This is a genomic window from Ghiorsea bivora (assembly GCF_000744415.1).
Lineage (GTDB): Bacteria > Pseudomonadota > Zetaproteobacteria > Mariprofundales > Mariprofundaceae > Ghiorsea > Ghiorsea bivora.
In genome coordinates, this window is sequence record NZ_JQLW01000005.1 from 335,955 (window position 1) to 353,640 (window position 17,686).

The following is a 17,686-nucleotide window of genomic DNA, read 5'->3' on the forward strand; positions in this document are numbered from 1 at the left end:
TATGATTCGTTCCTTAATAGCACTATCGATTAAAAACCGTTTCTTGGTATTAATTGCAACTGTTTTAATTACGTTTGCGGGTTTCCAAGCGATGAAGAATACACCATTGGATGCCATTCCAGACTTGTCCGATGTGCAAGTGATTGTATTCACTGATTTTGAAGGGCAAGCGCCACAAGTAGTGGAAGACCAAGTGACATACCCACTAACCACTGCGATGTTGTCTGTGCCCAACACCAAAGTGGTGCGAGGCTACTCCTTTTTTGGCTTTTCCATGGTGTATATCATCTTTGAAGATGGTACGGATATGTATTGGGCTCGAACCCGTGTGTTGGAATATCTGAATTACGCAGCTGATCGATTGCCAAGCAGTGTTTCACCTAAACTTGGCCCTGATGCTACAGGTGTAGGCTGGATTTATGAGTATGCATTGGTTGATAAGTCAGGCAAACATGACCTGTCGCACTTGCGATCCATTCAAGACTGGTATTTACGTTATCCGTTGCAGACTGTAGAGGGTGTATCAGAAGTAGCTTCGATTGGTGGTTTTGTTAAACAATACCAAATTGAACTTAATCCTGATGCTTTACTGGCTTATGATATTCCACTTTCAAAAATAAAACATGCTATTCAACGCTCAAATAATGATGTGGGCGGGCGCCTTGTTGAAATGGGTGAGACCGAATACATGGTACGTGGCCTGGGTTATATCAAATCGATTAAAGACTTGGAAACCATTCCTGTAGGCGTGGATGATAACGGCACTCCCATATTCCTTAAACAATTGGCAAATATTCATCTTGGCCCTGAATTGCGCCGTGGTTTAGCTGAGCTTAATGGTGAAGGCGAGGTTGCAGGTGGTATTATTATCATGCGCTTTGGGGAAAATGCTTTGGCAACCATTGAACGTGTGCGTGAGAAGCTTGAAGAGCTTAAAGCTGGATTGCCTGAAGGTGTAGAAATTGTACCTGTGTATGACAGGGGTGATTTGATTGAGCGTGCTGTGGACAATCTGAAAGAAAAGCTTATCGAAGAGTCCATTGTGGTCGCCATTATTTGTTTGATTTTCTTGATGCATGCCCGTAGTGCTTTGGTAGCGATTATTAGTTTGCCAATTGGTATTTTAATGGCATTCCTCATTATGAGTTGGCAAGGTCTATCTGCGAACATTATGAGCTTAGGGGGTATTGCGATTGCGATTGGTGCCATGATTGATGGTGCGATTGTGATGATTGAAAATGCGCATAAACACTTAGAGAAGTTGCGAGAGGATGCGAGCGTTAAAGCCCGCTGGGATGCAGTGATGACAGCTTCCAAAGAAGTGGGGCCAGCTTTATTTTTCTCGCTCTTGATTATCACAGTGTCATTTTTACCTGTGTTTACTCTGCAAGCCCAAGAAGGACGTTTGTTTGCACCTTTGGCATTCACTAAAACTTATGCCATGGCAGCGGCTGCGATTTTAGCGGTGACATTGGTACCCGTATTAATGGGTTTGTTGATTCGTGGTAAAATCCCAAGTGAAGAACATAACTGGTTGAATGTGCACTTGAAAAAACTACATAAACCTGTGTTAGGTATAGCAATGCAATGGCGCAAAGTGACGTTGATTGTTGCCGTGCTTGTTTTAGCGGTAACTGCATACCCTGTCATGAAAACAGGTTCAGAATTTATGCCGCCATTGGATGAGGGTGACATATTGTATATGCCGACTACATATCCAGGTATTTCCATCACCAAAGCCAAGGAATTATTGCAACAGACAGATAAAATCCTTGCTACATTCCCTGAGGTGCATCATGTGTTTGGTAAAGTTGGTCGGGCTGAAACGGCAACGGATCCAGCACCTTTATCGATGATGGAAACCACGATTCGTCTTAAACCGAAAGATGAGTGGCCAGACCCTAATAAAACCACCAAAGAACTGATGAGTGAGTTTGATGCGGCGATTAAGTTCCCTGGTGTTGCCAATGCATGGACCTACCCGATTAAAACACGTATTGATATGTTATCTACGGGCATCAAAACGCCGATTGGCATTAAAGTGTCAGGTCCTGACTTGAAGGTATTGGAGAAAGTAGCGGGCGATATTGAAAATGTGCTTAAGAATCATCCTGATACACTTTCTGCTTTTGCTGATAAAGCTGCGGGTGGTTATTACCTTGATTTCGATATCGATCGCGAAGAAGCCGCACGTTACGGGTTAACCGTTGGTGATATTCAAGATGTGATTCAATCGGCGATTGGTGGCATGAATGTTAGTGAAACGGTAGAAGGGCTTGAACGCTATCCGATTAATATACGTTACCCACGTGAGTTAAGGGATAATATGGAGGCTCTAAAACGTGTGTTGATTTCTACGCCTACAGGGGCGCAAATACCATTATCTTTGGTCACTGATTTGAATCTTAGGCGTGGTGCACCTGTGGTGAAAACAGAAAATGCAACACCCAATGCATGGATTTATGTGGATATTACAACATCAGATATTGGTGGCTATGTGGCAGAAGCCAAAAAAATGGTGGCTGAGCAAGTGAATATTCCAGCGGGTTACGCCTTGGTTTGGTCGGGACAGTTTGAGTATATGGAGCGTGCCAATGCTCGTCTTAAAGTGGTGGTTCCAATTACGCTACTCACCATTTTCTTGTTGTTGTATTTCAACTTCCGAAACTTCTTAGCCCCTGCTGTGGTGATGTTATCTATTCCATTTGCATTGGTTGGTGGTTTCTGGCTGGTCTGGTTCTTGGGTTATAATATGAGTGTGGCAGTCGCTGTTGGTTTTATCGCCTTGGCAGGGGTTTCTGCAGAAATTGGTGTGTTGGTGATGACATTTATCGACCAATCGGTTGCGAAACTCAGGGCTGAAAAAGGTGGTGCTTTATCTGAAAGTGACATCATGCATGCGGTGTCATCAGGTACAACGAAGCGGGTGCGTCCGATTGCCATGACAGCAACGGCAGTGATTGCAGGGCTTGTTCCCATTATGTGGGGCAGTGGAACAGGTTCTGATGTGATGCAGCGCATCGCTGCACCCATGATCGGCGGTATGTTTACAGCGACATTGTTAAGCCTGTTGGTATTGCCTGTGATTTATGGTCTGGTTTTACAATGGAAAGAAAAACATCTGTATAAAAAACAAGGAGAAGAAGAATGAAATTATCAAGGTTGATGATATTAGCTTCGTTACTCGGTTTGTTATCGCTGAATGGTTGCATGTTAGGTCACCTGTTTAGTGATGATGAATCTGGCATGCATAGTGGAGGTATGGGTATGCATGATGGAATGGGCATGATGCATTCTTCTGATGGAGAAGAAGATACTTCATCTGAGGAAAGTAGTTATGAGTAAATTCATTGTAAGTTTGGTTTTACTTTTGCTGCTCGCAAGTTGTTCCTATTTACATGATGGCAGTGGCTGGGAACATAATATGGATGATTCATCCGATGCAATTTTAGAACATGTACATTAAAATATATAAAGAGGAATAATAAAATGAAAAAAACAGCAATAATTTTAACAGGTTTGATAACATTTGGTGTAGCAACATCAGCGTTAGCGAATGAAGGTGGACATGAACACGGCGCGGGCATGAGTGGTCATGAGATGATGGGTGACCACGATATGAAAGGCATGGCAGACCATAATATGAAAGGTCATGATATGGGTAGTGAACACGGGCATATGAAGATGGATAAATCAGCTTCAATGTTTTTAGAGAAAAAAGAAGTGGATGGTTACACGGTAAGTTTCCACATCATGCCTGCTAAAGATGGTATGGGACATGGTGGTTCGCATAATTTGATGGTGAAAGTTGAGCAAGATGGAAAGGCGTTAACGGATGTATTGATTAACTCTAAGGTTTTTCACCCCAACAATTCATCGGAATCCAAAATGCTCATGAAAATGGGTGACTGGTATATGGCAGGTTACGACCTTGGTCATGCTGGTAAACATGGCATTATGATTTTATTTAAAACAGCTGATGGCAAAAAACATAAAGCCAGTGTGTATTACATGGATTCCAAGTAATATGGATAGACGAGCATTTTTGAAGACAAGCGGAGCAGGTTTGGCGGGCTTAGCCATTACGTCATGTGGTGGCAAGGCTGGTTCGAGCAGCACCAACCTTTCGCTGAATACGGGTGTGTTTAACCGTCCTTTTAATACACCACCTGAGTTGTTGGGTACAATTGACCCTGCTACAGGCAATAAGGTGTTTAACTTAAGCATGCAAACAGGTACACAGCGATTTACAGGTGGCGGCGTGACCAATACCATGGGTATCAATGGCAGTTATCTTGGTCCAACGCTTCGCGTGACCCAAGGTGATGTGTTGAATTTGAATGTGACCAATCAAATTGGGCAAGAAACAACGTTGCATTGGCATGGTATGCGACCCCCATCTGATATGGATGGTGGGCCGCATCAAATCATTGCACCCAATACGACATGGAATGCGGCATATACGGTGAATCAACAAGCCTCCACCAATTGGTATCACCCGCATCCACATGGCACAACAGCGAGACAAGTTTATGCTGGTTTGGCAGGTATGATGATTGTTGATGATGCTGTATCCGCAGGTTTAAGTTTACCCAGCACTTATGGCAAGGATGATTTTCCTGTGGTGGTTCAAGATAGAGATATGAATGCTGATGGCACATTTGCTTACAGTGTAACTAATATGGAGATTCAACAAGGGAAAAAGGGCAATACGTTATTAGTGAATGGTGTGATTGACCCTGTGCTTGATGTGCCTGCCAAAGAAGTACGTTTTCGCCTGCTTAATGGGTCAAATTCGCGTATTTATACATTCCAATTGGGTGGTGGCATTGTTTTTAAACAAATTGCTACAGAGCAAGGTTTGTTGTCTACGCCAGTTAGTTTGACAAGTATCACCATGAGCCCCGGTGAGCGCGCTGAGATTGTGGTCGATTTCGCAGGGTTAGTGGGGCAAGGCATTTTGTTTCAAGATGCAGGTACAGGTATCAGTTTGTTTAAAGCCAATGTAGTGGCAAATACGCTGGCAGTTACCACAACCCCTACAACATTGGCAACGCTGACACCATTACAGCGCAATCAAGCTGTAGGTACCCGTCAGTTCATTTTGTCTATGGGGCAAGGCAAGGTGTATATCAATAACAAACAAATGAATATTAATGTTATTGATGAAACTATGGTACTGAATGATATCGAGATCTTGGATATTCAGAACACATCCAATATGGATCATAATTTCCATATTCATGGTGCTTTCTTCCAGTTACTGACGCGTGATAGTGGCTTGCCAAAAGCGTATGAAACAGGTTTGAAAGATACTGTGTATTTACCTGCAAATTCGCGGGTGGAAGCCATTGTTCAATATTCACAAGCCACGGTTGCAGGTGCGCCTTATATGTACCATTGCCATATCTTGGAGCATGAAGATGCAGGTATGATGGGGCAGTTTACAGTGGCATAAAAAAGATGGCGGTTTAGCTAAAAGGAGGTTGATAGGATGAAACAGTGTCCAGTATGTGAAATGCAAGTCAGTTCAAATCAATATTTTAGTCAACATCATGGTATTGATTATTGGTTTTGTTCAACACAATGTCAGCAAAGATTTTTGGCTAGACCTCGCCTTTATTTGAAACCCATAAGAAAAGTAATGCTTAAAAGCAGAGTTTTTCGTGTCGCTAAACGTCTATCGGAAGCAGAGCAACAAAGGGTACGCACCATACTTTTAGGTTTGATGGGTGTTCGTGCAGTTGAGATACGGTCATCACGAATCAAGGTAACCTATAACTTATTGGAAACATGTGCGCGTTTGTTGGTACAAGCACTAGAGCGTGAAGCTGTGCCACTGCGTGCTTCATGGCTGGACAAATGGAAGTGGGACTGGGTGTATGATATGGAAGAAAATGCTTTGAATAACTTGGCAGAGCCAGAAGGGGCGTGTTGTAATAAACCGCCTGCAAAACGTTAGCTGTACAGAAATAGGAAGCCATATAAGTCAGTTTAAGTGACTATAGCGTTAAAGTTCGTAGGAGTAAATGATGCATAGTGTGTTGCTTGTGCCTTTGGTGTTTTGCTTACTCTTGGTGGTTTCATGCGACCTTCAAGAGCGTAGTGATAATCGCTGGTACACAGGTGAGCAGGTCGTTGAAGGAAAAAAAGTTTTTGCGGAAAATTGTGCATCTTGCCATGGGGGTAGAGCGCAGGGACTAACCAAAAATTGGCAAGTACGTTTGGCTGATGGTTCGTATCCAGCCCCACCTCTTGATGGTTCAGCCCATGCTTGGCATCACGAGCTACCATTACTTGTCGAGATTGTACAAAAGGGAGGAGCACTTTTTGATGGTAAAATGCCTGCTTTTGCAGAGGTGCTAAACGAACAAGAGCAACTTGCAGCCATTGCATGGTTTCAACACCTTTGGTCAGATGATATTTATCAAATGTGGTCGTCTGAACGAAATGTTATTTATCAAAACGGTTTGAAATAAAAGGTTGTAGAGGTGTATATTGGTCAAGCGTAATTCACTAGCAGAGTCGAGTAATGTATTATTATTCATTGTGGAAATGCTAGGTCTTTTGGCGATGACCGCAATGGCAATTCAAGGGTTTATCATTTGGAATAATTGGGGTGGCCTAGGTAGTCTTGTATCCTCATTATCTCAGCTGGTGATACAAGTTCACGCTGAGTTTGCTGTGGTTTTGTATATTTATTTAGCAGGACATGTGTCTTTGGCAATATTGCATGTAGCGTCGGGAGACACTGTTTTTTTGCGAATATTGCCTGAGCTAAGAAAACAGTAGTTGGAGGTGTAGTATGAATATGGATCCAGTATGTGGAATGGAAGTGAAAGAAACATCAACGCACCATGTAGAGTACCATGAGAAGTTGTGGCACTTTTGTAGCGAGAAATGCCAACATAAATTTGAAGAAAGCCCTGAGCAATACACTGTTGACCCTGTTTGCCATATGTTTGTCAAACCTGAATCCACACATCGTGTAAGCCATGCGGATAAAAGTTATCGGTTTTGCAGTGAAAAATGTTTAGCCAAGTTTAATGCAACACCTGAAGCGTATGTGGGTAAACATGATGATTGTGAGCATCAAGCCTCACCCAAAGCAGCGCAGGTCAGTGGGGGGCAATATACTTGCCCGATGCATCCTGAAATTATAAGTGATGAGCCTAGTGCATGTCCAAAATGTGGTATGGCTTTAGAACCCATGGGCGCTCCAATAAGCAGTGAAAAGACAGAGTATGTTTGCCCCATGCACCCTGAAATTGTGCGTGATGAACCAGGTGCTTGCCCCAAATGTGGTATGGCTCTGGAGCCGCGCACTGTATCGGCAGAAGATGATAATGAAGAACTTCATGATATGAGCCGTCGTTTTAAAGTGAGCGCGGTTCTGTCATTACCAGTATTTTTCCTAGCCATGATTGCTGATTTGGCACCGTCTTGGCTGCCATCGGGTTTAGATATGAGCACGGTGCAATGGATTGAATTCGTGTTGGCAACGCCTGTGGTACTTTGGGGTGGTTGGCCATTTTTTGTTCGATTTGTCGCATCGATTCGCACATGGAATTTGAACATGTTTACGCTCATTGGTTTGGGTGTAGGCGTGGCTTGGCTTTATAGCATGGTGGCGTTGTTAATGCCTGGTTTGTTTCCTCCCATTATGCAGATGGAAGGTGGGCTTGTGGATGTCTATTTTGAAGCTGCAGCTGTGATTACAACCTTGGTCTTGCTGGGTCAGGTGTTGGAGCTACGAGCGCGTTCACGTACCAACGAAGCCATCAAACTTTTGCTTGGCATGACACCGAAAACAGCGCGTTTGGTGAAAGATGATGGTACCGAAGTAGATGTACCTATGGAAGATGTGCAAGCAGGTGATGTGCTGCGGGTTCGCCCCGGTGAGAAAGTGCCTGTGGATGGTGTGGTGACCGAAGGTGAAAGCCTTGTGGATGAATCGATGGTGACAGGTGAACCTGTACCCATCGAAAAGTTTGCCGGTGAAAAACTGATTGGTGCAACGGTGAATGGTAATGGTTCGTTGCTGATGAAAGCTGAAAAAGTGGGTGCAGATACGCTGCTTTCGCAAATTGTGAACATGGTTGCTGAGGCCCAACGTTCACGTGCACCCATTCAAAAAATGGCGGATACCGTATCAGGTTATTTTGTACCTATCGTGATTTTGGTTGCGGCACTTGCCTTTGCAGTTTGGTATTTTGTTGGCCCCGAACCAAAGCTTGCTCATGCGATGATTAATGCCGTTGCCGTATTAATTATTGCCTGCCCATGTGCGCTTGGTTTGGCGACACCCATATCGATTATGGTGGGTACAGGTCGCGGTGCTACTGCGGGTGTATTGATTAAGAATGCAGAAGCCTTGGAAATCATGGAAAAGGTGAACACCGTTGTTGTCGATAAAACAGGTACACTCACTGAAGGTAAACCCAGTCTGACTACCGTTATTACAACAACCGACATGGCAGAAAATGAGGTGCTGCTACTGGCTGCAAGTATGGAGCGTGCCAGTGAACATCCGCTTGCTGCGGCGATTGTGGCTGGTGCTGAAAAGCGTGATTTAAAGCTGCAAGAAACCAAAGGTTTCACTGCCGTTACAGGCAAAGGCGTACAAGCTGTTGTGGCTGAATATTTTGTTCTTTTGGGTAATGCGAACTTGATGTTGGATAACGATATTCAAATTGAGCAGGTCAGTGCACAAGTTGAAGAACACCAGTTGGCTGGTGAGACGGTGATGTATTTGGCTGCAGATGGAAAACTGGTTGGATTCATTGGTGTGTCCGACCCCATCAAAGCTTCAACGCCTGCAGCTATTCAAGAGCTAAGGGATGAAGGCATTGAGGTGGTGATGTTAACGGGTGATAACCACAACACTGCCAAAGCAGTTGCTGAAAAACTTGGCATAGCCCGTTTTGAAGCCGATGTATTGCCTGACCAAAAAGCCAATGTTGTTAAATCATTGCAAGCAGAAGGTAAAATTGTGGCCATGGCAGGTGATGGTATCAATGATGCACCTGCACTTGCCCAAGCCCATGTGGGTATTGCCATGGGCACAGGTACAGATGTGGCGATGGAATCAGCAGGTGTGACGCTTATCAAGGGTGATTTGACGGGCATTGTACGTGCACGTCGTTTATCGGCTGCAACCATGAAAAACATCCGGCAAAATCTATTCTTTGCCTTTATTTACAACTCGGCGGGTGTACCCATTGCGGCGGGTGTGTTGTATCCAGTGTTTGGATTGCTGTTATCGCCTGTGATTGCGGCTGCTGCCATGAGTTTCAGCTCTGTTTCAGTGATTGTGAATGCACTCCGTTTAAAAAATACGAAGTTGTAGAATTAAGGCATGAAAAGCGATCTATTGTATATCTAGGCGCTTGTATTTATAGGAGATAGTGATGGGTGATACAAAACAACAATTTTTGTCGAGACGACAGTTTGTCAAAGGTGTAGCTGCGGCAGGGGTACTTTTACCTTTGGCAAACACACTTGCTCCTTTCGCTTGGGCTTATGATGTGAGTGAAGCAAGCCGCGTATTAAGTGGAACAACATTTGATTTAGACATTGCACCCATGAAAGTAAATTTAACGGGTAAAGAAAGTATCGCAACAACGGTAAATGGTTTATTGCCTGGGCCAGTATTAAAGCTCAAAGAAGGTGACACTGTCACCATACGTGTGACCAACCGACTGGAAGAAATGTGCACCATCCACTGGCATGGCATTATCCTTGATGCGGAGATGGATGGCGTACCTGGTATAAGTTTCCCTGGCATCGCACCGGGAGAAACATTCGAGCATAAATTTACAGTGGTTCAACATGGCACTTATTGGTATCACGCGCATACATTAGCTGAACAAACAGGTGTATATGGTGCATTGATTATCGAACCGCGAGACACTTCGGATGAAATAGATGTTGATCGGGATTATCCGATTGTGCTCAGTGATTGGACAGATGAAAATCCAGTAGACGTGTATATGAACCTGAAAAAAATGGCAGGTTATTATAATTATCGAAACTTAACTGCAATGGACTTTATTGATGATGCGGCTCATTTGGGTATAGGTGATGCACTTGCTAAACGTCATATTTGGAACAAAACTCGGATGAGTCCCAATGATTTTAGTGACATATCGGCTGCAACGTATACGTACTTGATGAATGGTCAAAGTCCAGTGGGTCACTGGCATGGTGTTGTGAAAGCTGGAGAGACAGTGCGCTTGCGGTTTATTGGTGCAGCAACAGCAACATTTTTTGATGTTCGCATACCAGGTTTAAAGATGCGCGTTATATCCACAGATGGACAGGCTGTTCACCCTGTTGAAGTGGATGAGTTACGTATTGGTTCGGGTGAAACTTATGATGTGATTGTAAAAATCCCTGATGATAAGGCTTATAGCATTTTTGCCCAATCTATGGATCGTTCTGGTTATGCATGTGGCACGTTGTCACCAAGGGCTGACATGCAAGCTGAAACACCAGAACTTGATAAACCTGTGTTATTAGATGCTGTAGATATGATGGGAGCTATGGCACAAGGTTCGATGAGTGGCATGGGGATGCAAACAAAAGTAAAACACTCCAAAGATGAATATGGTGCAGGCGTTGATATGCGGGTAGATGCACCACGCTTAAATTTGGATGATCCAGGCCCTGGTCTTAGAGATAATGGTCGACGTGTATTAACGTATGCAGATTTAAGAAGTATAGCCGTTCCTGAAGATACGCGCTTGCCGACACAAGAAATCGAATTGCATCTTACAGGTAATATGGAGCGTTTTATTTGGTCTATTGATGGGTTAAAGCTTAATGAAGCCAAGCCTATTCATTTCCGAAAAGGCGAGCGTATTCGTGTAATACTTCACAATGATAGTACAATGATTCATCCCATGCATTTGCATGGTATGTGGTCGGATTTAGAAGCTGAAAATGGCAGTTTTCAGGTACGAAAACACACAATTGCTGTACAGCCAGCTCAGAGAGTAAGCTTTTTAGTCACGGCAGATGCTGAAGGCCGCTGGGCATTTCATTGTCATTTATTGTATCACATGGCTGCAGGCATGTTTAGAGAGGTCGTGGTCGCATGAGTATTTTTAGGGTGTTTTTAATATTGGTGAGTGCATGGCTAGCTTTATCTTCTGCGCAAGCTAAAGAAATGCAAATGGATGCAGAAAATGTGATGAAGAAAGGCTCTATGCAAGGCGGAGATGCACCAGCAGATGCACGAAGCTCTGATTATTCTGATGGTTATGAATATCGGCACATGGCAGGTTGGGAAGATACGGATGAAATCGTGTTTGGTAAATTGATTGCGGACCAAATGGAGTATCGTTCAAACAATAGCGGAAATAATAGTTTGCGCTGGGATATGCAAGCTTGGCGTGGAACTGATTATAATAAGCTATGGATGAAGTTTGAGGGAGACCAAGAATTATTAACTAAGGTCGGCGCATTGGAATTGCAAACATTGTACAGCCATGCTGTTAGTGCATTTTGGGATCTACAGGCGGGCATACGTTTTGATCAGTTTTATGGGGCAGGAGTAAATAATCAGCGTACTTTTGCAGTTGTCGGTTTTCAAGGCTTGGCACCCTATTGGTTTGACCTTGAACCCGCATTGTTTATCAGTGATAAAGGGGATGTGTCTGCTCGGATAACAGGCACTTATGATTTATTATTTACGCAACGCTTAATTCTACAGCCAAGACTTGAAATCAACCTGTCTTTTTCAGATGTGCCCGAGTTTGATGTGGGTAAGGGTATAAATGATCTACAATTAGGTATGCGTTTGCGTTATGAAGTGACAAGAGAGTTTGCGCCTTATATAGGGGTGGCTCAACAGAAAAAATTTGGCACTACGGCTACGTTTGTGAAAACGGCTGGTGAAGCGGCGAACAACGTTTCATTGATTGCAGGTTTACGATGGTGGTTTTAGGTGCTTAAATGGTGAATGTAATAAGATTGTAAGTTTTGGTGCCGATTTTACGCTCGTTGGCGCTGGAAATATGATGAGAGCGTGTGAGTCTAAAGGAGGCTGGTATGAAAAAAATAAGTGTTGTTATGATGGCATTGTGTGGTGCGATACTTTTCACTGCACCAGCATATGCGAGTGAAATGTCGGATGCTGTGCACCGTAAAACTATGGGTGGCTTGCATCATCAAGAACAAATGAATGAAGACAAAGGTGAAGCATCCACGATGTCCGATGGTGTACACCGTAAAACGATGGGCGGTTTGCATCATGAAAAAAATGAGGAAAGCTCAGATGAAAATAAAACACCAGCTGTAATGTCTGATGGTGTGCACCGTAAAACGATGGGTGGTTTAAAACACTCACAATAATGTGAGGTAGTATTGAGTGGTATATGCGCTGTAAGCCTTGTTGTGTGCGATGAAGCAATGAGGCTTATGGGGCGTTTGTACTGGTATGATTTATAATGATAAGTGGGTTTTAATGAAAAGTAATACGACACAACAATGTGCAACTGATTCTGAGCCGAAGACATTTCTGCAAATCACACCTGCCATGAACACACCGCTGGCCTCTATTTTTGGCAGCGGGTTTTTGGTGATTGTACCTGTGTTGGCAAGCAGTGTTGGTCCGTATTCGGTTTTGGCAATGTTGGTGGTGGCATTTGTAGCTTTTCAAGCAGGTGCTGTGGTGCGGCATAATATTTTATGTGCAGAGCCAGTATTGGAAAAAGGGGAACGGCGCAAGACAGTGATGTTTGAACGATTATCCTCGTTTGCGCTTGTTGCAGCTTATATAGTGTCCGTTTGTTTGTATGTACATATTTTAAGTTCTTTTGTGTTGGGTGCTTTTGATTTGGATTCAAGCTTTAATAAAAGCCTTCTGACAACAATTATTATTGGCAGCATCACTATAATCGGTGTGGCGGGTGGATTGAAACCATTGGAGAAAATGGAAAGTTGGGCGTTGTATATTACGCTAGCTATTTTGATGGTATTATTACTTGGTTTCGCCATGTATGACGTGAATCATTATCTCGATGCAGGTCGTTTTACGATGCCACAAATGCCAGATCGTAGTACTTGGGAAATGATTACCATTGTCGCGGGTACTTTGATTGTGGTGCAGGGTTTTGAAACCACACGTTATCTTGGCAAAGTATTTGACCGCAGGACACGTATAGTTGCATCACGTTGGTCACAATATTTATCACTTTCAGTCTATGTCATTTTTGTTGCCTTGGCGCTTCCAATTGTGGTGATATTGAAAGGAGACTATGCTGAAAACAGTTTGATTTTATTGGCGGCGCAAGTGTCTGTGTTTCTCGTTGCGCCATTAATTATTGCAGCCAGCTTGTCACAGTTTTCAGCTGCGGTTGCTGATACTTTAGCTGCAACAGCCAATATGACGGAAATCACTCTGGGTCGCATCAACCAGCGCTGGGGATATGTTTTGGTGGGTGGTTTGGCGATGGCATTGGCTTGGTCTGGCTCAACATTTGCCATCATTACTTTAGCATCTAAAGCGTTTGCTTTGTATTATTTTCTTCAATGTTGTGTTGGTTTTACAGTGTGTAAGAATCATATGGAACGGTTAAGGTTTGTACTTGTCGGTTTAGCTTTGTTATTCGTACTTATTTTTGCTGTACCAGCTGGGTGATTGAGGGATAAACGATGTTACCTGAATTCCGAATTTTTGGGCCTGGCATTAGTAATCCTGTTCCTTTGGAGCAGTTGTTTGCGCGAAAACGTGTAGAGAAAGTAAGCAAGGGTCAGAAGACCAATACAATAAAAGAAGAAAAAAGTCATGATGACTCTGGGTTAACTTATCAAGCTAAAAGCTTAAAAGCTTATCAGTTGGCCGAGAGTACGAATGAAAATCAACAAGTACTTCAAGCTTCACAGGTGATGACTACGCCAGTGGTCACACTTTTTGTGCAAGAAACAGCATCGAAAGCATTAGATATTTTAGGGAAGGGCGACTTTCGGCATATTCCCGTACTGTCTGAGCAACAATCGTTGATTGGTATGGTTTCGGATCGTGATATCTATCGCTGTATGTGTGGTACGAGTATGGGCTGTATGCATTGTGCTGAAGATAAACAAAGTGTGTTGATAGAGCAGGTGATGAAGGATGAGGTGTTAACAGCCAGTGTCGATACGGATGCACGGTATATTGCTCGCTTATTTGTAGAGCAACGTGTTGGTGCTATGCCTATTGTTGAAGAGGATAAACTTGTAGGTATTGTCACCCGCAGTGATATTCTAAAAGCTGTGATGCTGAATCTTCACTTGGATGTTTGGAAGTAAGTAACAAGAAAATATGATGGTTAAAAAAGGAGATGAGATGTATCAATTGAAGAGGTTTAAGCTTATATTAGGTCTACTGGTTGCCCCTGTACTTATTATTGGCGGTTTAACGGTTGAGTCTGCTGCAACTGAGGTGGTGATGTATAAAAATCCAAGTTGCGGCTGTTGTGGCGCTTGGGCAAAACATATGAGAGCTGCAGGTTTTACGGTGAAAGAGTTACCACGTGAAGATATGGAGGCAGTGAAAGAGAAATATGGTGTATCAGCGGGGTTAGCATCATGCCATACGGCACTTGTAGATGGTTATGTGATTGAAGGGCATGTGCCCGCTTCTGATGTGTTGCGTTTATTAAAGGACCGTCCAGATGTTGTCGGTTTAACAGCGCCAGGTATGCCTATGCAGTCACCAGGTATGCAGGCAGAAGGTAAAAATCCCAGAAATTATGATGTATTGGCTTTTGATCAACAAGGTGGAGTTAAAGTTTATCATAGGTATGAATAAGGTATAGTAACCTATGACATGGGTAACTGGTTTTGCGTAAACACCTTGCATTAAAAGTTGGGGTTTTGTTAAGCCTTATCTTTTTGTTGGTGGCAGTGTTTGGCTGGGACCTACTCAGTGATATGCGGCATTTGCAACAAGAAGCAGCGGTTGTCGAAAATAGTAATCATCAAAGTCATGATTTACATGCCATTGAAATGGGCGTGTATCGTAATATTAAAGTCGTGAATGACTTTCTTATTACGGGTGACCATCGGTCTGAGGGTGTTTTTCATCAATATCAGCAAAAGCTTGTGCAAATGATTGAACAATATGAAATAACATACCAAGACAGTAGTTTATCTGACTTGATGCAAAGTGTGAAAAACATCAAAGGCATTGCAGAAAAGGTGTTTGTTTTGCCGTTTGCGACAGAAAATATGGAAGGTCCTATTTTTATTGATGAAATTGCGACAGAAGCCAAGCAAGCTGTTGAGCATTTGACCCGTAAACATCATGCCTTAGATGAACAGGTCAACCGTGCTATGCAAATGATGGCGGGTTTGCGTATGGATATGCGTCAAGAAACAGTTGCTTTAATGTTGGTATTATTGCTGAGTTTAGGGTTCTTAGCCTATTTTATTTATAATCAAATCGTCCATCCACTTGTGCAAATGAAAAAGGCTGTGCAACGGGTTGGAGAAGGTAATTTTGATGTTCATTGTGCGGTTGTTTCAGATGATGAAATTGGAGAGTTAGCTAAGGCTTTTAATACCATGGGTGAGGCATTACAGGAGCGAGAGCAAAAGCTAAATCGAATCCGAAGCTTGGCTGCGCATCAAGAAAAAATGAATGCTTTGTCTGTGATGTCAGCAAGTCTCGCGCATGAAGTGGGTAACCCTTTAGCTTCGGTAGGCATGTTGCTACACATGGCAAAACGCAAATTGGCGCAACAAGATACGCAAGCAGTGGCTTCGCATTTGGACTCAGCTGTCAAAGAAACCGAGCGCATGGAATTGATTATTCAAACAGTGCTGGATTTTGGTCGGCATGAATTTGATATGCGGTTTCATGCGTTTGCAGTGAGATCTGTGATTGCTGATGCTGTTAAACTAGGGCAAATGTCTCCCCAACATAAACGTGTAGTGATTCAAGTCAACGAGGATTCGAATATGCCTTTGGTGTATGCCTCCAGCAGTATGTTGATGCAGGTGTTGATGAATGTGATTCACAATGCTTGCCATGCTTGTCGTGAAAGTGGTGAGGTACATATTCAAACGATTGAACAAGGTGGACATATTGTGATTGATGTGTGCGACACAGGGCATGGCATTGAGCAAGCTATGCGCAAATCTATTTTTAACCCCAGTGTAACCACCAAAGAAAAGGGGGAAGGTACGGGGTTTGGTTTAGCCATAAGCAAAGAGCTGATGGATGCTATGCATGGTACATTGTCGTTGCTTGAGGATGCTGGTCATGGCACGTGCTTTCGTATCAGTGTGCCGATTGCGCACCAAGGTAAAGGTATAACATGAAGTTATTAGTGGTTGAAGACGAACAATATATCCGCCAAGGTATCGTGGAGCTTTTGCGTGAAGAAGGTTTTGATACCACTGAAGCTTCAACTGTTACCGAGACATTGGCATGTTTAGATGCGGGTAATATTGATGCTGTATTGTGTGATAACTTTTTGCCTGATGGTGAGGGTTTTGATGTGTTGCGTGCCATTGCGGGTTCGGGTATCGCACTCATATTAATGACAGCATTTGGTAATCGAGATTTGGCATCCCGAGCTTTTGCAGCAGGTGCATATGATTATGTTGCCAAACCGATTCGTTTTGATGAATTACTTGCACGCTTGCAACGCTTGCAAGAGAAGCTTCTTTTACGAGAAAAAGTGATTGAAAGTGAGCAGCTTGTCCAAGACCAAGGTGAGTTGGCTGTGCTTGGCTCGTCGGAAAATATGCAAGCGGTGCAACATTTGATTCAAAAATCCAGTGCCAGTGGTGTGCCTGTGTTGCTACAAGGTGAAACGGGGGTAGGTAAAGGTGTAGTCGCGAGATTATTGCATAGTTTATCCACGCGAAGTGCCCAGCCGTTTGTACGCATTAACTGCGCGGCTATTCCAGCAGAGCTTTTAGAATCTGAACTGTTTGGTCATAAAAAAGGCGCATTTTCTGGTGCCGATAGTGATAGAAAAGGTCTGTTAACCACAGCAGCCAAGGGTACACTTTTTATGGACGAGTTGATTGAGTTGCCTATGGCGATGCAATCGAAATTGTTACATGTTTTTGATGAGAAAACTTTTCGCCCCGTTGGAGGTGATGAAGAATTACCCTTTCAAGCTAGGGTCATTGCGGCGAGTAATGTTGATTTTGAACAAGCTGTGGCAGAAGGACGCTTTCGTGAAGATTTGTATTTCCGACTTAATGTTATGAAGATAAATATTCCTGCCTTACGCGATAGGGGAAGTGATATTATTCCCCTTGCTTACCGCCTACTGGATCAAATTTGCCAAGAATGGAGCAGGCAAGTGCCCAAGATGTCATCTGAGCAAGTCTTGTGGTTAGAGACGCAACCTTGGTATGGCAATGTACGAGAGTTGAGGAATGTGTTGGAGCGTGCGCTGTTGTTGGGTACAGATGATACATTGCTTTTCTCGGATATGGGAAAACTCAAAGAAGGTCATGATTTACCGTTAGTTGAAGCCTGTCATGCATATGAAAAACAGTATATTACACGTATGATTCAAAGTTGTGGTGGTGATAAAACAGCAGCAGCAGAGAAGTTGGGTATAGGTCTTTCAACTTTGTACCGCAAACTCGACGCATAAATTCCCATATTTGAGAGTCTTTTGCAGGTGCTATTCCCAATAGTGAGAAAGAAAGATAAGGTTATTTATTTTTTAAC

17 protein-coding genes are annotated in these 17,686 nt (G+C 43.3%); all 17 read left to right on the top strand.

Annotation, left to right across the window (positions count from 1 at the left end):
- Position 1 precedes the first annotated feature (1 nt).
- The 17 genes from DM09_RS02175 (at position 2) to DM09_RS02250 (ending at position 17,609) form a co-directional block, all read left to right on the top strand.
- The gene (locus DM09_RS02175; RefSeq protein ID WP_038247213.1) at positions 2-3,151 is read left to right on the top strand and encodes an efflux RND transporter permease subunit; all 3,150 of its coding nucleotides are present in this window, start codon (positions 2-4) and stop codon (positions 3,149-3,151) included.
- Complete coding sequence (locus tag DM09_RS02180; RefSeq protein WP_038247215.1) at positions 3,148-3,345, top strand: hypothetical protein; 198 nt, start codon at positions 3,148-3,150, stop codon at positions 3,343-3,345. The genes DM09_RS02175 and DM09_RS02180 overlap by 4 nt, the downstream gene beginning before the upstream one ends.
- Positions 3,338-3,466 (top strand): hypothetical protein, encoded by a 129-nt coding sequence (locus tag DM09_RS11770; RefSeq protein ID WP_269764222.1) that lies wholly within the window; start codon positions 3,338-3,340, stop codon positions 3,464-3,466. The genes DM09_RS02180 and DM09_RS11770 overlap by 8 nt, the downstream gene beginning before the upstream one ends.
- A 23-nt stretch (positions 3,467-3,489) precedes the next feature.
- Entirely contained in the window at positions 3,490-4,026 is a 537-nt protein-coding gene (locus tag DM09_RS02185; protein WP_038247217.1) for a hypothetical protein, read from the top strand.
- Positions 4,027-4,045: 19 nt separating this feature from the next.
- Positions 4,046-5,458, top strand: coding sequence for a multicopper oxidase family protein (locus tag DM09_RS02190; RefSeq protein WP_198401641.1), 1,413 nt, complete (start codon positions 4,046-4,048; stop codon positions 5,456-5,458).
- 36 nt (positions 5,459-5,494) lie between these two features.
- Positions 5,495-5,962: a YHS domain-containing protein gene (locus DM09_RS02195; RefSeq protein ID WP_038247219.1), complete on the top strand. Its 468-nt coding sequence runs from the start codon at positions 5,495-5,497 to the stop codon at positions 5,960-5,962.
- Positions 5,963-6,029: 67 nt separating this feature from the next.
- The gene (locus tag DM09_RS02200; protein ID WP_232507723.1) at positions 6,030-6,479 is read left to right on the top strand and encodes a c-type cytochrome; all 450 of its coding nucleotides are present in this window, start codon (positions 6,030-6,032) and stop codon (positions 6,477-6,479) included.
- Positions 6,480-6,498: 19 nt separating this feature from the next.
- A complete protein-coding gene (locus tag DM09_RS02205) occupies positions 6,499-6,792 on the top strand; it encodes a cytochrome b/b6 domain-containing protein (RefSeq protein ID WP_038247223.1) in 294 nt (97 codons plus the stop codon).
- A 13-nt stretch (positions 6,793-6,805) separates the two neighbouring features.
- Positions 6,806-9,349 (top strand): heavy metal translocating P-type ATPase, encoded by a 2,544-nt coding sequence (locus DM09_RS02210; protein ID WP_038247225.1) that lies wholly within the window; start codon positions 6,806-6,808, stop codon positions 9,347-9,349.
- Between the two features lie 61 nt (positions 9,350-9,410).
- The gene (locus DM09_RS02215; RefSeq protein ID WP_038247226.1) at positions 9,411-11,102 is read left to right on the top strand and encodes a copper resistance system multicopper oxidase; all 1,692 of its coding nucleotides are present in this window, start codon (positions 9,411-9,413) and stop codon (positions 11,100-11,102) included.
- On the top strand, positions 11,099-11,950 hold the full coding sequence (locus tag DM09_RS02220) for a copper resistance protein B (RefSeq protein ID WP_038247227.1): 852 nt from the start codon (positions 11,099-11,101) through the stop codon (positions 11,948-11,950). The genes DM09_RS02215 and DM09_RS02220 overlap by 4 nt, the downstream gene beginning before the upstream one ends.
- A gap of 104 nt (positions 11,951-12,054) precedes the next feature.
- Positions 12,055-12,357 (top strand): hypothetical protein, encoded by a 303-nt coding sequence (locus DM09_RS02225; protein ID WP_038247228.1) that lies wholly within the window; start codon positions 12,055-12,057, stop codon positions 12,355-12,357.
- Between the two features lie 112 nt (positions 12,358-12,469).
- Positions 12,470-13,645: a hypothetical protein gene (locus DM09_RS02230; RefSeq protein ID WP_157753582.1), complete on the top strand. Its 1,176-nt coding sequence runs from the start codon at positions 12,470-12,472 to the stop codon at positions 13,643-13,645.
- Positions 13,646-13,659: 14 nt separating this feature from the next.
- The gene (locus tag DM09_RS02235) at positions 13,660-14,295 is read left to right on the top strand and encodes a CBS domain-containing protein (protein WP_038247230.1); all 636 of its coding nucleotides are present in this window, start codon (positions 13,660-13,662) and stop codon (positions 14,293-14,295) included.
- Positions 14,296-14,332: 37 nt separating this feature from the next.
- Complete coding sequence (locus DM09_RS02240) at positions 14,333-14,797, top strand: DUF411 domain-containing protein (protein ID WP_038247231.1); 465 nt, start codon at positions 14,333-14,335, stop codon at positions 14,795-14,797.
- 32 nt (positions 14,798-14,829) lie between these two features.
- The gene (locus DM09_RS02245) at positions 14,830-16,311 is read left to right on the top strand and encodes a sensor histidine kinase (protein ID WP_038247232.1); all 1,482 of its coding nucleotides are present in this window, start codon (positions 14,830-14,832) and stop codon (positions 16,309-16,311) included.
- Positions 16,308-17,609, top strand: coding sequence for a sigma-54-dependent transcriptional regulator (locus DM09_RS02250; RefSeq protein ID WP_038247234.1), 1,302 nt, complete (start codon positions 16,308-16,310; stop codon positions 17,607-17,609). The genes DM09_RS02245 and DM09_RS02250 overlap by 4 nt, the downstream gene beginning before the upstream one ends.
- Positions 17,610-17,686: the final 77 nt, after the last annotated feature.

Excerpts from the sequence above, each read along its gene's own strand:
- DM09_RS02175 (WP_038247213.1), top strand. The coding sequence starts at position 2 with ATGATTCGTTCCTTAATAGCACTATCGATTAAAAACCGTTTCTTGGTA.
- DM09_RS02180 (WP_038247215.1), top strand. The coding sequence starts at position 3,148 with ATGAAATTATCAAGGTTGATGATATTAGCTTCGTTACTCGGTTTGTTA.
- DM09_RS11770 (WP_269764222.1), top strand. The coding sequence starts at position 3,338 with ATGAGTAAATTCATTGTAAGTTTGGTTTTACTTTTGCTGCTCGCAAGT.
- DM09_RS02185 (WP_038247217.1), top strand. The coding sequence starts at position 3,490 with ATGAAAAAAACAGCAATAATTTTAACAGGTTTGATAACATTTGGTGTA.
- DM09_RS02195 (WP_038247219.1), top strand. The coding sequence starts at position 5,495 with ATGAAACAGTGTCCAGTATGTGAAATGCAAGTCAGTTCAAATCAATAT.
- DM09_RS02200 (WP_232507723.1), top strand. The coding sequence starts at position 6,030 with ATGATGCATAGTGTGTTGCTTGTGCCTTTGGTGTTTTGCTTACTCTTG.
- DM09_RS02210 (WP_038247225.1), top strand. The coding sequence starts at position 6,806 with ATGAATATGGATCCAGTATGTGGAATGGAAGTGAAAGAAACATCAACG.
- DM09_RS02215 (WP_038247226.1), top strand. The coding sequence starts at position 9,411 with ATGGGTGATACAAAACAACAATTTTTGTCGAGACGACAGTTTGTCAAA.
- DM09_RS02220 (WP_038247227.1), top strand. The coding sequence starts at position 11,099 with ATGAGTATTTTTAGGGTGTTTTTAATATTGGTGAGTGCATGGCTAGCT.
- DM09_RS02225 (WP_038247228.1), top strand. The coding sequence starts at position 12,055 with ATGAAAAAAATAAGTGTTGTTATGATGGCATTGTGTGGTGCGATACTT.
- DM09_RS02230 (WP_157753582.1), top strand. The coding sequence starts at position 12,470 with ATGAAAAGTAATACGACACAACAATGTGCAACTGATTCTGAGCCGAAG.
- DM09_RS02235 (WP_038247230.1), top strand. The coding sequence starts at position 13,660 with ATGTTACCTGAATTCCGAATTTTTGGGCCTGGCATTAGTAATCCTGTT.
- DM09_RS02240 (WP_038247231.1), top strand. The coding sequence starts at position 14,333 with ATGTATCAATTGAAGAGGTTTAAGCTTATATTAGGTCTACTGGTTGCC.
- DM09_RS02250 (WP_038247234.1), top strand. The coding sequence starts at position 16,308 with ATGAAGTTATTAGTGGTTGAAGACGAACAATATATCCGCCAAGGTATC.